This is a genomic window from Moraxella sp. CTOTU49097, assembly GCF_032064105.1.
GTDB lineage: Bacteria > Pseudomonadota > Gammaproteobacteria > Pseudomonadales > Moraxellaceae > Faucicola > Faucicola osloensis_B.
On the sequence record NZ_DAMBOA010000009.1, the window covers coordinates 39,230 to 53,893 of the forward strand.

Annotated in this window: 18 protein-coding genes and 1 tRNA gene; all 19 read right to left on the reverse strand. The window is 43.1% G+C overall.

Features of this window, described 5'->3' with window-relative positions; genetic code table 11:
• Positions 1–422: 422 nt before the first annotated feature.
• Positions 423–794 carry a 50S ribosomal protein L7/L12 gene (gene rplL / locus RT064_RS07040; RefSeq protein ID WP_036597696.1) on the reverse strand — a complete coding sequence of 124 codons (372 nt, stop codon included), beginning with the start codon at positions 792–794 and terminating at the stop codon, positions 423–425.
• 69 nt (positions 795–863) lie between these two features.
• Complete coding sequence (rplJ, locus tag RT064_RS07045) at positions 864–1,373, reverse strand: 50S ribosomal protein L10 (RefSeq protein WP_007116396.1); 510 nt, start codon at positions 1,371–1,373, stop codon at positions 864–866.
• A 289-nt stretch (positions 1,374–1,662) separates the two neighbouring features.
• Entirely contained in the window at positions 1,663–2,361 is a 699-nt protein-coding gene (gene rplA / locus RT064_RS07050; RefSeq protein ID WP_060996316.1) for a 50S ribosomal protein L1, read from the reverse strand.
• Complete coding sequence (gene rplK, locus RT064_RS07055) at positions 2,362–2,793, reverse strand: 50S ribosomal protein L11 (protein ID WP_036597691.1); 432 nt, start codon at positions 2,791–2,793, stop codon at positions 2,362–2,364.
• Positions 2,794–3,007: 214 nt separating this feature from the next.
• Entirely contained in the window at positions 3,008–3,538 is a 531-nt protein-coding gene (nusG, locus tag RT064_RS07060) for a transcription termination/antitermination protein NusG (protein WP_007116399.1), read from the reverse strand.
• Positions 3,539–3,677: 139 nt separating this feature from the next.
• The gene (gene secE / locus RT064_RS07065) at positions 3,678–4,145 is read right to left on the reverse strand and encodes a preprotein translocase subunit SecE (protein ID WP_138018876.1); all 468 of its coding nucleotides are present in this window, start codon (positions 4,143–4,145) and stop codon (positions 3,678–3,680) included.
• 73 nt (positions 4,146–4,218) lie between these two features.
• A tRNA-Trp gene (locus RT064_RS07070) sits at positions 4,219–4,294 on the reverse strand.
• 73 nt (positions 4,295–4,367) lie between these two features.
• Positions 4,368–4,880 (reverse strand): DUF2726 domain-containing protein, encoded by a 513-nt coding sequence (locus tag RT064_RS07075; RefSeq protein ID WP_313062615.1) that lies wholly within the window; start codon positions 4,878–4,880, stop codon positions 4,368–4,370.
• A 165-nt stretch (positions 4,881–5,045) separates the two neighbouring features.
• Positions 5,046–6,323 (reverse strand): SPOR and LysM peptidoglycan-binding domain-containing protein, encoded by a 1,278-nt coding sequence (locus tag RT064_RS07080; RefSeq protein WP_313062616.1) that lies wholly within the window; start codon positions 6,321–6,323, stop codon positions 5,046–5,048.
• A gap of 162 nt (positions 6,324–6,485) precedes the next feature.
• Entirely contained in the window at positions 6,486–7,835 is a 1,350-nt protein-coding gene (locus RT064_RS07085) for a bifunctional folylpolyglutamate synthase/dihydrofolate synthase (RefSeq protein ID WP_313062617.1), read from the reverse strand.
• Positions 7,836–7,859: 24 nt separating this feature from the next.
• A complete protein-coding gene (gene accD / locus RT064_RS07090) occupies positions 7,860–8,765 on the reverse strand; it encodes an acetyl-CoA carboxylase, carboxyltransferase subunit beta (RefSeq protein WP_313062618.1) in 906 nt (301 codons plus the stop codon).
• Positions 8,766–8,913: 148 nt separating this feature from the next.
• Positions 8,914–9,732, reverse strand: a complete 819-nt coding sequence (gene trpA, locus RT064_RS07095) for a tryptophan synthase subunit alpha (RefSeq protein ID WP_313062619.1) — start codon at positions 9,730–9,732, stop codon at positions 8,914–8,916.
• A gap of 37 nt (positions 9,733–9,769) precedes the next feature.
• Complete coding sequence (locus RT064_RS07100) at positions 9,770–10,363, reverse strand: hypothetical protein (RefSeq protein ID WP_313062620.1); 594 nt, start codon at positions 10,361–10,363, stop codon at positions 9,770–9,772.
• 87 nt (positions 10,364–10,450) lie between these two features.
• On the reverse strand, positions 10,451–11,677 hold the full coding sequence (trpB, locus tag RT064_RS07105; protein WP_036601146.1) for a tryptophan synthase subunit beta: 1,227 nt from the start codon (positions 11,675–11,677) through the stop codon (positions 10,451–10,453).
• A 47-nt stretch (positions 11,678–11,724) separates the two neighbouring features.
• Positions 11,725–11,946 carry a hypothetical protein gene (locus RT064_RS07110; RefSeq protein WP_313062621.1) on the reverse strand — a complete coding sequence of 74 codons (222 nt, stop codon included), beginning with the start codon at positions 11,944–11,946 and terminating at the stop codon, positions 11,725–11,727.
• Positions 11,946–12,698 carry an SDR family NAD(P)-dependent oxidoreductase gene (locus RT064_RS07115; protein ID WP_313062622.1) on the reverse strand — a complete coding sequence of 251 codons (753 nt, stop codon included), beginning with the start codon at positions 12,696–12,698 and terminating at the stop codon, positions 11,946–11,948. The genes RT064_RS07110 and RT064_RS07115 overlap by 1 nt, the downstream gene beginning before the upstream one ends.
• Before the next feature lie 97 nt (positions 12,699–12,795).
• Positions 12,796–13,449 carry a cold shock domain-containing protein gene (locus RT064_RS07120; protein ID WP_313062623.1) on the reverse strand — a complete coding sequence of 218 codons (654 nt, stop codon included), beginning with the start codon at positions 13,447–13,449 and terminating at the stop codon, positions 12,796–12,798.
• Positions 13,450–14,094: a phosphoribosylanthranilate isomerase gene (locus RT064_RS07125; RefSeq protein WP_313062624.1), complete on the reverse strand. Its 645-nt coding sequence runs from the start codon at positions 14,092–14,094 to the stop codon at positions 13,450–13,452.
• Positions 14,095–14,223: 129 nt separating this feature from the next.
• Positions 14,224–14,646 carry a YgaP family membrane protein gene (locus tag RT064_RS07130; protein WP_313062625.1) on the reverse strand — a complete coding sequence of 141 codons (423 nt, stop codon included), beginning with the start codon at positions 14,644–14,646 and terminating at the stop codon, positions 14,224–14,226.
• Between the last annotated feature and the right edge of the window lie 18 nt (positions 14,647–14,664).

Below are 14,664 nucleotides of genomic sequence, written 5' to 3' on the forward strand. Positions count from 1 at the left end.
AAGTTTTTTGCGCATTTATTAACGATGGAATCTATTTTTAAAAGATTTGATGACCCAATTCTTACAGTCTTAAGTCACCAACTTACATCCAATTTCCTAACGGAAATCTTAAAACCTTGCTCAATCAGCGGATAAGTTAATCATCACAGGATGGATAACCTAATCGACGCTATAATATAAAATCGAATAAACAAAAACTGTAGAGACGACAAAAAGCCAAACACCTTTGGGGTATTTAGCTCAAGTTTTTTTTACGCATTACCAGACTTTCTAACTTGCATGGAACAATTCTGTCCTTGGTGCGTGTGCCATCTTATGTTCAATCAGACACGAAAGGTCAAGAGAATGATTATAATAAAAAAAAGCTATTATTGCAAGCGCAATAATAGCTTTTTGAAGTTTAGAAAACTTAAGTGCGAGAATTATTTCAATTCTACTGATGCGCCTGCTTCTTCTAATTTTTTCTTCAATTCTTCAGCTTCAGCTTTCGCTACACCTTCTTTAACTGTTTGTGGTGCGCCTTCAACTAGGTCTTTAGCTTCTTTTAAGCCCAAGCCAGTGATTTCGCGAACTGCTTTAATAACAGCTACTTTCTTGTCGCCAGCGCCAGTTAATACGACGTTGAAGTCGTCTTTTTCTTCTGCTGCAGGTGCATCACCAGCTGCTGCAGGTGCTGCTGCTAGTGCAGCGGCTGATACGCCAAATTTTTCTTCCATTGCAGAGATAAGATCTACAATTTCCATTACTGATTTTTCAGCGATTGCATCAAGAATTTCTTGGTTAGTTAATGCCATGATGTGTATTCCTAAATAAGTGAATTTTGTTTAAAAAATGCTAAGCATAGCTAAGTTTGCTTAAATAAATTAAGCGGCTTCGCCTTCGCCTTGCATTTTGTCGCGTAATGCTGCCAAAGTACGAACAAATTTGCCTGCAGCGGCTTCTTTCATCGTACCCATTAAGCGCGCAATCGCTTCGTCGTAAGTTGGTAAGCTTGCTAAACGATCGATATCTTTAGCAGCGATAAACTCGCCTTCAAAAGCTGCACCTTTAATTTCAAACTTATCGTTTGTTTTAGCAAATTCTTTGAACAAACGTGCCGCAGCACCTGGATGTTCAGTTGAGAATGCGATAAGTGTTGGACCTACAAATACGTCATTTAACACAGTGTAGTTAGTGTCTTCTAAAGCACGACGTAATAAAGTATTACGCACGATACGCATATCAACACCCGCTGCACGAGCTTCTTTACGCAGTTGGGTCATTTTACCTACTGTCACGCCACGAGCATCGGCAACAACAGCAGAAAGGGCACCTTTGGCAGATTCACTTACTTCAGCAACAATCGCTTGTTTGTCTTGAAGATTTAATGCCATGGGTTGTCTCCATATTATCAGTTACCTAGTTATGATTAACTTGGGGCACCAATAAACCTAGTTAATATAATAAGTTAAAGTACAACTTATTATCACTCCGATACGGTGGCAGTCAATGATAAATTAAACTGCCATCCCGTCTGCGTAGGCTGTGAAAAACTTTCACAATTAAACTATTTATGATTTAATGATGATTAAACCAATAGAACCTACGGTCTTAGACAGCACAACCCGTTTGTGCTGAACTAAATTTAAAATATGTTAAAAATCTACCATTAAGCGTGATAGCTTAGGCATTACGATAAGGAACTGCATCTAAGTTGATGCCAGGACCCATCGTGCTTGATAAGGTGATTTTTTTGATATAAATACCTTTTGAGGTCGCAGGTTTTGCTTTTTTCAAATCAGCGATTAATGCAGACGCATTTTGCTCGATTTGTTCAGCGCTAAAGCCTACTTGACCAATCGTGGTATGGATAATACCCGCTTTATCAACACGGTAAGTTGCCTGACCGGCTTTGGTGTTTTTAACCGCTTCAGCAACGTTAGGGGTAACTGTACCTACTTTAGGGTTTGGCATTAAACCACGTGGACCTAAAATTGTACCTAATTGACCGACAACGCGCATTGCATCAGGCGACGCAATCACAACATCAAAGTCCATGTTGCCCGCTTTGATGCTTTCTGCTAGGTCTTCAAAACCTACGATATCAGCACCCGCTTCTTTTGCGGCATCCGCTGCTGCACCTTGGGCAAATACGGCAACGCGTTTGGTTTTACCAGTACCTGCAGGTAGGTTGGTAGCACCACGAACCACTTGGTCAGATTTACGTGGGTCAACGCCTAGATTGATAGCAATATCGATTGACTCTTTGAATTTTGCAGGTGGTAATTTATTTAGGATTTCCACCGCTTCAGTCAATGTGTATTGTTTGTTCGCATCATAGCTTTCAGCGATTGCTTTTTGACGTTTAGTTAATTTAGCCATTTACACGCCCTCCACGTCAATACCCATTGAGCGAGCAGTACCCGCCAATGTGCGAACCGCAGCTTCTAAGTCAGCAGCAGTTAAGTCAGCATTTTTAGTGTTAGCAATTTCTTCTAACTGTGCACGGTCAACTTTACCTACTTTAGTTTTGTTCGGTACGCCTGAACCTTTAGCAGCACCTGCAGCTTTGCGAATTAAAAACGCTGCTGGTGGTGACTTCATAATAAAGGTGAACGATTTATCGTTGTAAACAGTGATTTCAACGGGAACAGGTAGACCTGGTTCCATGCTAGAAGTAGCTGCGTTGAACTCTTTACAGAATGCCATGATGTTCACACCTTTTTGACCCAATGCTGGACCGATAGGTGGTGATGGATTAGCTTTACCAGCTGGCACTTGTAGTTTGATGTAACCATCAATCTTTTTAGCCATGATAGACTCCTGTTATGGGTAATAGCGCTAGACTCCCATTCATCGAATGGCTATCTGGCTCCCCGGGTGATATTGTCAATCTTGCAGACAACAGAAAAAATAAAGTGCCATATTATAAGCGAATTTTTACTTAGGTAAAGCAAAAATTGCTAAATTTGGCACTTAGTTACAATTTTAGGGTCAAAAAACCCTGAAAAAGCAAACCTATCAGAAATTAGTTAATTTTTTCTACTTGCTTAAATTCTAGCTCAACCGGTGTTGGACGGTTAAAGACATTGACGGTTAACTGTAAGCGTGATTTTTCGTAATCCACTTTTTCCACCAAGCCTCTAAACTCGGTAAACGGACCATCGATGACCAACACTTCTTCACCTGGCTCAAATAAGGTTTTTGGACGTGGTTTATTTTCGTTGGTATTTAAACGATTTAAAATAGTATCGGCTTCTTTTGGGGTAATCGGCGCAGGATTTTCTGGCGTACCGCCAATAAAACCCATCACACGTGGACAGTCTTTAACTAAGTGCCATGTGTTGTCGTTCATATCCATTTCAATCAATACATAACCTGGGAAGAATTTACGCTCAGATTTGCGTTTTTTGCCATCCCGCATTTCGATAACTTCTTCGGTTGGGACAAGTACTTGACCAAACGATTCTTTGTATTCGCTGCGATTGATACGTTCAATCAATGAACGCTGCACTTGTTTTTCAAAGCCTGAAAATGCTTGTACGATATACCAACGCATGGATAATCTTCCTCTAATTCATTGCTAAACACATCGCCTACTATACCAAATATGAGCAATGCAGGTAAAATATTGATATTGCTAGATAGATAAAAACCCACAGATGTGGGTCAAATATAAGGGTTTGGCTAAATTTTTGCTATTGACCAATGACGTATTGAATCAACTGGCTAAATACGGTATCTAATAACCACACAATAAAGGCTAATATCCCAGCCACTACCGCAACTTGCCAAGTGTATTCAAGGGTTTCTTGTTTGGTCGGCCAAGTCACACGGCGTAATTCAACGCGAGAATCTTGCAACAGTGTCTTAAAAGCACTGCCTTGGTTGGTCAATGCCAGTGCCAATAATGCAGCAATGATTAGTCCAGCAATAACAGCTACGCGCGTCCATAAACTGCTAGCGGGTTGCCAATATGCGGGTAAATATTGATTAACTAAAGTTGCGCTGATTAATGCGACAAAAGCAAAAATCCACAGGGCAAAATCTTTAGGGGAGTGTCGTTTGGCAATCTCAATAGCAGCAGGTTCGTGGACAACCACTTTTTCACCAGACATCCTTTTGCCATTGAGCTCTGCTAGTTTGTTCTCTAGCATTTGTTTCATAAGGCTGCCCTGTCTATCATTAAAACGTATTTTATTATTAGAATACAGCGTACACGCTTACCTAACTAAAATGTGGCAGGCGATGAGGGACTCGAACCCCCAACATTCGGTTTTGGAGACCGACGCTCTACCAATTGAACTAATCGCCTATGTTGAGTTTGAGTATTATAGCGAGTTTTTTTTTGAATGCAACACTTTCTACAGTTTTTTGCGATTTTAATCTTAACGTAGCACCGCTAAGATTTTGCGGCGTAAAAGCGCAGCATCCGGCATAGCTTCCCCATCGATTCGTAATATCGAAATGCCTGCGCTCAACAGCGCTTTGTCTTTTTTTTCATCTTGCTGCTGACGGCGGCGAGTGTTGTGCGTCCAGTCGTCTAATTCAATTGCCAATAGTACGGTTTGCTTGTCTTGATCGACCAGCACATAGTCAACACTCATACGGCAAATACGATTAAACCAAAAGCCTTGGTCAGTATCGTCATCGTCATTGGGCATGATAATACGCGATAGCTGTACTTGCCCAAAAATAATCAGCTCAGGCACGGCTTGCTGCAAGCGATTAAAAAATATCACTTCGGTCGGCGTCATGATTGGCATCGGCTCAAACGGCCATACCGCTAATTCATCTCCGCGAACCGGCTTAATAACCTCTTCACGGCTACTACCACTACTGCGAAATGCAAACACTAACAGGATAAACAACACAAACGCTAACACTAAAAAAATTGTCACACTAACCACACACTTTTATTAACAGGATAACTACCACAAGGCAGCATTATTCCTGTATTGGGTGATTTTCACAAGCGCGTAAATAAATAATACGACACAAAATGTCGCATTATTTGGATGGTTTGGCATTAATTGGATAGTTTGGCTTTAAAAGGTCAAATAGGCTTACCAGTAAAGCACCCAGCCACTATTGACATCCACACGGCTATCGTTATTAAGCTTGTCTTTGAGCGCCAAGGCAGCGACTTTGCCTTTTTCTGGACCTACGACGATACGTACCCCTTTACTCGTTTGGGTGGTTTTGACTTTATAGCCTGCCGCTTGTAATTTTTGGGTGATTTCACTGGCTTTTTTTTGGTCGGTTGCCAATGCAACTTGTACCCCAAACGTACCTTTAACATCGGTTTCTTTTACCGTTTGACGCGCCTGCCTTAAATTGTCTTGTGCCGCTTGGAATGCTTGTTTTTTCTGGGCTTGTTGCTGAGCTTCTAATTTTTTTTGGGCGATTTCTTGTTGACGTTTTTGCTCTTTTAACTGGGCTTCTTGTTTTTTACGGGCGACTTCTTGCTGCTGCTGCAGTAGCGCCTGTTGCTTTTTTTGTTCAGCTTCTTGCTTTTTGCGAGCAATCTCATTTTGACGTTGTTGCTCTCGCGCTTGAGTTTGTTGGGTAATACGGTTGACTTGTGCCGCAGTCGGGATGGTGATAGTTTGCCCGACACGTAAGCTGCTGGTGGTATTAAGATTATTGACGCTTGCCAATACGTCGACTGGCACATTGTAGCGACGTGACAGCCCTATCAATCCCTCGCCTACCTTGACTTGATAGGTGCCAGGATTGTTAGGGATGGTTTTTGCCACGGGCTGCGGCTGTGCGACGACGGGTGCTGTCACTGTGGGCTTTGGCGTAGCTACGATTTGCGTGGTGCTTTGGGTTTTCGCAGCGCTTTGGGTCTGTGCGGTATTTTGTACGCTATTGGGTACTGCAGCTTGCTTTTGTGGTGGCGCTGCGACCGTGTCAACGGGTCGGGGCTTTACCACAGGTTGGGTAATCGCGGTCACTGAGCTGGCAATCACCGAATTGGTATTGGCGGCATTTTTGTTGGCATACAGTTGATTTTCAGCACGGCTACGCGCTAAAGCTTCGGCTTCAATCCGCTGTTGCTCGGTCATGTATTGCTGGGCTTGTTGTTCTTGCGCAGCGACCCGTTGCTCCCGTTCTTTTTGTTTTTGTGCCAGTAAATTTTTTTCGGTTGCGACATCCGCAGTGAGTGGCTCGTTGCTGATTGCAGATTGGTTATCTGTCGTGGGTTTAGCGATAACTTGTTGGCTATTGGCTGCAGGTTTGGCAGGCGCGTTCAAGACTTGGTGCATAGTGGCATATAACAACACGCTACCGCCTAACAATACCGTTGTACCCAATAATGCTTGCTTAGAAAATTTCATGCCAATTACCCTAGTTTATGTGTCTTGATAAATGATTTTTTCAACCTATAAAAATCAACGAATTTTGACTAATCATAGCAAAATTCGCGTTAGCAGTTTTCACCATTGTTGAGATATTAACTGAAAATTTTGAAAAGTAAAATCATTTGACACACAAATTCGTTATTCATTGAGTGATTGGCTGGTCAGTACACCGCTGATGGTATAAAAAGAACCACATACCAAAATTAGGTCATTGGCTTGGCTGTGGTCAATCACCGATTGGGTTGCCAAATTCAAATCCTCAAAAATAGACACAGAATTAAAATAGCGTGGTAACAGCTCAGTTAAGCGCTCTTGGCTACTGGCTCTAGGGTGAGATATAACGCCGCTATGAACACTGTTAATCGGCATCACCGTCTGGGAGAACTGCTGTAGATGGGCGAGCACCGGCTCGATGTCTTTATCAGCGAGCATGGATATCACCAAATGCAATTCGGCGGTTGGATGCTGGCGTTGGTAGGCATGCACATACGGCGTCAACTGCTTGAGCAAAAATTGCATCCCATGCTCATTGTGGGCAACGTCAAACACCCACTGGCGAGCTGACATGCGTCTGCTGTCAAAACGCCCTGCCAATTTTACCTTCGGTAACGCAGCTTGGATGTGGTCTTGGGTTATGGTTAATGGGCTGGCTAAAAGGGCAGTGATAGCCGTTGCGGTATTGTGCAAAGACAAATTGGGGATAGGCAACGATAAAGTCACCGCGCTATTGCTATATTGCCATGTCGCTGCCGCCTCAGCATGGCGGTAACCATAATCTTTGCCATACTGTAGCAAATGGGCATGGTGCTGTGCAATCAAAGGCACAATGGTTGATGGCATATCGGCTTCGCCATACACCAATGTGAGGTTATCACGCAAAATACCGGCTTTTTCTACGGCTATTTTTTCACGGGTATCGCCAAGCCATTCGACATGGTCGATACCCACATTGGTAATCACCGCAAGGTTTGGCTCGATGACATTGACGACATCGAGGCGGCCGCCTAACCCCACTTCCAATACCCAGACATCACAGTGGTTTTGGGCAAAAATCAAAAACGCGGCAAGCGTCGTCATTTCAAAAAATGACAGCGTCAACCCACAATCCACTCTCGCCTGCTCGATTTTGGCAAACGCATCAATCAGGGTTTGGTCATCGACCATTTCTCCGTTAATTCTGACACGCTCGTTAAACACCAGTAAATGCGGCGATTGATACAAAGCGGTTTTATAGCCTGCTTGTTGGCAGATCTCGGCAATAGTGGCGGTGGTTGAGCCTTTGCCATTGGTGCCTGCCACAGTAAACACGAAAGCATCGGTTTGCTTTATACCCAATGCTTGAAATACCGGTATCACCCGCTCAAGCCCCATATCAATCGCGGACACATGGATGCCTTGCATATAGTCTAGCCACTCGGTTAACGAGCTTGAAACGCTAGGCGGCAATGGGGATGGTGAGAGTGTGGCGGGTAAGCTTGAATGTTGCATGGATAAAACCGTGATAATAATGAATTAGTGAGCCTGACGAAAATAGGTCATTTTTTTAAGTAAGCGATGAATTGTTTCTTTCATTTGTAAACGATGGACGACCTGATCGACCACACCATGCTCTACCAAAAACTCAGCGCGCTGGAAGGGCTCGCCCAGCACCTCGCGAACGGTTTGTTCAATCACCCGTTTGCCGGCAAAACCAATCATGGCTTTGGGCTCTGCCAAATGGATATCGCCTAACATCGCAAGTGATGCCGTCACACCGCCATACACAGGATTGGTCAGTACCACAATATAAGGAATATTGGAGTGTTTGAGTTTCTCAATCGCTGCGGCAGTACGCGCCATCTGCATGAGTGATAACAAGCCCTCTTGCATACGGGCGCCACCCGATGCGGCAAAACACACCAGCGGGATTTGTTCTTTGAGCGCCGTCTCGGCAGCGAGCACGAATCGATCGCCTACCACAGAGCCCATGGAGCCACCCATAAAAGCAAAATCAAACGCACAAGCCACTACGGGTAGCCGCTGAAGTTTGCCTTTCATGACGATAAGCGCTTCGGTTTCGCCCGTCTTGGCTTGCGCTTCGCTCATCCGTGTTGGGTAAGGTTTGCTATCGACAAAGTGTAATGGATTGCCTGCTTGGTACTGCTGCCCTAGCTCGTCATCAACTTGGTCAAAAAACCAGTTCAGACGTGTGCGTGCGGTCATGCTAAGATGTTCATCACACGATGGGCAGACATAATTATTAAAAATCAGCGCTGTATTGGTGATGATTGAGTTACAGTTGGGACATTGAGTCGATGGTTCGGTCTCAACCGCCGTCAGTATTTGCTTGGCACGGGGTTTGATGGTGGGTAATGGGCGTTTTAACCAAGTTTCTTCCAGTGTCTGTCCCATCGTTTGAGGCTTCATATCAGTGCTCATAATAAATCCCTATTAACAGTGCAATTTAAGAGTGCCATTGAATAGTAGTTGTTTGAGTGTACAGGTATAAACTCATTTTATAATGCGTATGCTAACTGATTTTAGCAATAAATGAAATGATTAACCTCAAATACCTCAAACCATTCTATCACTCAAGACTGTCAATCGCTTCTCTTAGCTCATCCATTTTATCTAAGATGGCTTTTTTGGCATGGGCGATTTTTTGTTGATCGTTGCCCACATCCGCAAAGTTTTTCACCAGTTCACTACCGACAATCACGCCATCCGCATATTGTCCGACTGCTTTTGCCGATGCGCCATCACGAATACCAAAACCGACACACACAGGCAAAGCAGTTTGTGCTTTAATCGTTTGCACGTGTTCGCCCACATCTTGGGCATCCAATGCTTTTGAGCCTGTCACGCCTTTGACCGATACATAATAGATAAAACCACCGCCATGTTTTAGCACTTGCTCACGGCGTTCTGGCAAGGTGGTTGGCGCAAGTAAAAAGATTTCGTTCATCGCGGAATTAGCGAGTTTTTGGGTAAAATCGCCCGCTTCTTGTGGCGGTAAATCGACCATTAAAACACCGTCAATCCCGGCATCTTGACAAAGGCTGATAAACTTGTCATAACCGATGATTTCAATCGGATTTAGATAGCCCATGACTAACACTGGCGTGGTGGTGTTGGTTTTACGAAACGCTTTTACCATCTCAATCGCTTGGCGGGTACTGGTGCCACCTGCCAATGCTCGCTCGCCTGCTAGCGCAATGGTCTCACCGTCTGCCATGGGGTCGGAAAATGGCAAGCCAACTTCGATGATGTCTGCGCCGTGGTCAACGAGTTCATGCAGTAAGCTGACGGTAACACTTGGGTTTGGGTCGCCTGCCATCACATAAGGAATTAAAGCTTTTTTGTTTTGCGCTCGCAATGTGTTAAAGGTGGTTTCAATTCGGGTCATAGGTTTTCCTAATATTAGCGTAAATTTATTGGGAAGTTTAAATAGCTTCCCATTTCATTAAAATCTCAGCTTTCGGCTTATAGAATATTTTCAAAGGATTGTCTTTTGAGATTTGCTGTTTATTGTTTATCTGTTTATAAGTGCCACTATTGATTCTCACTTTATATTGATATTTGCACTTTTGTATATGACTATCGCAAGAGTTTGGATTTTCTTTATCATCAAAAAACAAATAATACTGTTTCGTCCCACGATAGTCTTTGATTTGGGTTGTGTATTCATCAGCCATCGCTGTTTTGGTGGGCTCAAAAACAGCATAAAAGCTTTGTTTAAATTCAAATGAACCAAGAAATAATATAATTGCCAAAAATATGATGACTAGAATGCCACTTCTAATATCGGCTAAAACACTATCATTCCCTTGTCGCATTTTTTGAAATATAAAATAGGTAGCTACTATTATTGAAAGAAAAACCATACTAGAACTAAGTTGGTATAAAATCTCCCAAATGCCTTCGTGAGAATTGGCATAAATACCGATGAGAAAGTAAAAAGCAAAAGCCATGTACAAATAATAAATTATTTTGTAGCTATTAGTTGGCAATTGCATTTCAGTATTATTTATCATCATCCACATTAATTCGTTAAACTTTATCTCTCACAACCCTAAATTTAAAACATAGTGAATTTAAGCCATTCCAATTAGGCAGATTATCAATCAAATCTCAATCCCATCCCGTTTCATGACCGTGTGCAAATCCTTATCCCCACGACCCGACAGATTGACAATAATCGACTGGTCTTTTGACATGGTTTTGGCAAGTTTCAACGCATATGCAATGGCATGCGAGCTTTCTAGTGCAGGAATAATGCCTTCTTTTTGGGTACATTCACGAAATCCCACCATCGCTTCTTCATCGGTACAAGGTACATACTGCACACGGTCGATATCTTTTAAGAAACTATGTTCAGGACCCACGCCAGGATAATCAAGCCCTGCTGAAATCGAATGGGTACCCAAAATCTGCCCATCATCATCCGCCATCAAATACGTGCGGTTGCCATGTAATACGCCCACTCGACCGACGGTAAGTGGTGCAGCATGGTTGCCTGTCTCGACTCCATCGCCGCCGGCTTCGATACCATACATTTTGACGTCTTTATCATTTAAAAAGTCATAAAACAATCCGATGGCATTACTACCGCCACCGACACAAGCGACTAACGCATCGGGCAGTTTGCCTGTTTTTTGGTAGTGTTGTAGTTTGGCTTCTTTGCCGATAATGGCTTGAAAGTCACGCACCAGCATGGGGTATGGGTGCGGACCTGCGACAGTGCCAATGACATAATAAGTGCTATCGACATTGGTGACCCAGTCACGCATGGCTTCGTTCATGGCGTCTTTGAGCGTGCGAGTACCCGAGGTGACAGGTACCACTGTCGCGCCAAGCAAACGCATACGATACACGTTCATGGCTTGGCGTTCGACATCATCTGCGCCCATATACACCACGCACTCTAAGCCCAGACGCGCCGCGATGGTGGCAGTTGCTACGCCATGTTGCCCTGCGCCTGTCTCGGCAATGATGCGTTTTTTGCCGACCATTTTGGCAAGCAAGGCTTGACCGATGGTGTTATTGACTTTGTGAGCGCCTGTGTGGTTTAAGTCTTCACGTTTAAGATAAATCTGCGCGCCACCGATATCATCACTTAGGCGCTTGGCATGATAAAGTGGCGTTGGTCTGCCAACATAATTGACCAAGTCGTCTTGAAAAGCTTTCCAAAATTCGGGGTCAGCTTTGGCAGTGTTATAGATATGCTCAAGTTGTTCCAGTGCCGCCATCAGGGTTTCAGAGACAAAGCGTCCCCCATGAATGCCAAAATGTCCGCTGGCATCTGGGTATTGATTGAAGTCTTTTACTTCAGTTGGGTTTTGAATGTTCATTGTTGTTCCTTTAATTTAATATTGCAATCTATAACTAAGATTAATGTTTAAGATTCGAGTTTCGGTTTGGATTCGTTACATAGTTGTAAACCACTAATTTCTTCAAAACAACGACCATTATCCCAACGTACATCAACACAATCTATATCATTAACAGAGAAAGGTGGTTCAACTATAGTTCCAACGCCCTCACCTCTGCCCCAACTATCAAAATCATTTTGTTTCCAAGTCTGAGGGTTTTTAATGACTTTATCGCCAACTTTAAACATTACAAATCCTTCATGACTTTTAAACCTGCAAAGGTCTGTGCGGTTGGCATGACTTCGATACGGTTGATATTGACGTGTTTGGGCTGTTCAATCAGCCATGCCACCATATTGGCGATATCTTGTGGGGTGACATATTGCACGCTGTCATAAACTTGGCCGGCTTTGGCATCATCGCCATGAAAACGAATATTGCTAAACTCTGTGCCGCCACATAGTCCTGGCTCGATATTACTGACACGGATATTTTTGCCGACCAAATCGGCACGCAAGTTTAGGCTAAACTGGGTCACAAAAGCTTTGGTCGCGCCATACACATTACCACCAAAATACGGATAATTGCCTGCGGTTGAGCTTAAATTAATAATGTAGCCGTCGTTGTTGGCGACCATGAGAGGTAAAATTTCATGGGTTAAATGAATCAAGCCAAGAATATTGGTATTGACCATTTGTTGCCAATCGGCAAAGTCTGTTTTATCCGCGGGTTCAAGTCCGAGTGCCAATCCTGCGTTATTGACCAGTACGTCGATGTTGGTAAGCAAATCATTTGGCAAAGTTTGTAGCGCGGTTTTGGTGGCGGGCAAGTCCGATACGTCAAAGTTTAGCGGGATAAAGTTATCGCCCAGTTGGCTCTTTAGTTCATCCAATTTTTCTTGGCGTCTACCAGTGCCGATGACGGTATGACCTTTTGAGATGAGTAACTCGGCAATCGCTTTGCCAAACCCTGCGGTTACGCCTGTGACCAAGATATTCATTGTATCCCCTATCATTTTTTATGTTCTATTATACTAGTACGTTAGTATATAGAATTTTATTAATTTTGCAATGTTAATGTTTGACTTACTTAAAATGTTACCAACGACTATCGTTCTCACAGACATCACCATCTTTATCACCATCCATTTTAGTATCAGGGCAATTTTGTGAAAACCATTCAGCTTCTTCACGTGAATTCATTTGGCTACAATGTTGCCTACCATCACATTTGAAATTTGTATTATTAACCGATTTTTGTTGCTCTATATTAGAAAGTGTTTGCTTAGATACTTGCGAATTAGTATATTCTGAACGATTTGACAAATTCTGATAGCCGTAATAGATAAGGCAAGCAATGGCTAAAAGACCAAATAGAGAACTAAATAAACCTTTTGGCTTATTATTTGGTAATTTTGATTGTCTATGGCTATGGGATTTTTTTGGGAAAGACATATTACTATCTTTACGTTGAGAAATATTGTCATCTCGCTCTAATTCTAAGTAAAGGTTTCCTTTTTGAGCATTTGTCGAAACATTATCATTTAGTTGATCTTTATATCTTGCTCTAGTCACCTGTAACCCTTTTGGCGTATTTTCAACTTGAAAAACGACATCATCACCAACTTTTGGACGAAGTGAATTAGGCGGAAAAGCCGAAATATGCACAAATACATCTTTGTCCAAATCATCAGATTTTACAAAGCCAAAACCTTTGTCATCGTGCCAGCGTACAATTTTACCAATACTCATTTAATTCCTCACTTTAGCTAAAAAACCTGTCATTTTCTCCAAACTTTTCACCCCTTTTGCTGACTCAATGCCGCCACTCACATCCACGCCATACACGCCTGTTTGTGTAATTGCGTCACCCACATTGTCTGCGGTCAATCCCCCCGCCAGAATAATCGGTAATGGCGAGTGTTTGGGGATTTTATCCCAATCAAAACTATCGCCCGTTCCGCCAAATTTATCGGGATGATAGGCGTCAAGTAGCACGCTACACGCGCCAAAGTCTTTAAGTTCTTGGATTTGTGCGACAATCGTCTCCGTGGTGTCATCATGGCTGATGCGTAATGCCTTTATCCAGCGTTTATTGATTCTATCTGCCATCAGCTTGCATTCTCGCGGCGATTCATTCCCGTGAAACTGCACGATATCAAATGGCACGTGATGCGATAGATAAACTAATTCTTGCTCAGGCATATTGACCACCAATGCCACCACCGTGGTAAACGCAGGCACAGCTTTAGCAAGCTCATAGGCTTGCTCGGCGGTCACCGCTCGGGGACTTGGCTCATAAAATACAAAACCCACCGCATCCACGCCAAGATTGACCGCATTTGTAATATCTTCGAGTTGGGTAAAGCCACAAAATTTGACCGCTGTATTTTTCATTGAGTTGTGTTTGTCTTAAGAATGATAAAAGCTAGTATAACGAAAAAAGGCACCCAAACGGATGCCTTTTCTCAGTCTTTTATTAGGCTATAACGAATGTCACATTCGCTTAAATTAAAGCCGCCTAGATTAAGCCTGTTTTTTTTCTGATTGTTCTGACTTTTCCGCTTTGTCTGCATCGTCAGCTTTCTTGGCGTTTGCAAGTTCTTCCATTTTTTCCTGAGCAGTCTCTTTAAGCGTGGCTGCTTTTTCTTGAACTGTTTCTTTTAAGGTTTCAGCTGTTTGCATGACACTATCAATCACGGTGCTTTTGTCATCCGTGCTATCTTTCGCATGGTCTTTGGATTGCGCTTTAGCGTGTTTTTTGCTATCTGCTGCTGATTTGGCGGTGTTGATACCCAGCATGCTGTAACAAGGACAATGACCCGTCGCACCCGATACTAAGGGTATTAAGCCAAGCATTTTCATCTTTTTGCTTTTCGCTGATTTTAGTAAAGCTAGACCTGCCACAACACGCACGACTCGTTCTTTGTTGCCCACATTGGTTTTCATTTATGATTCTTCCTTATT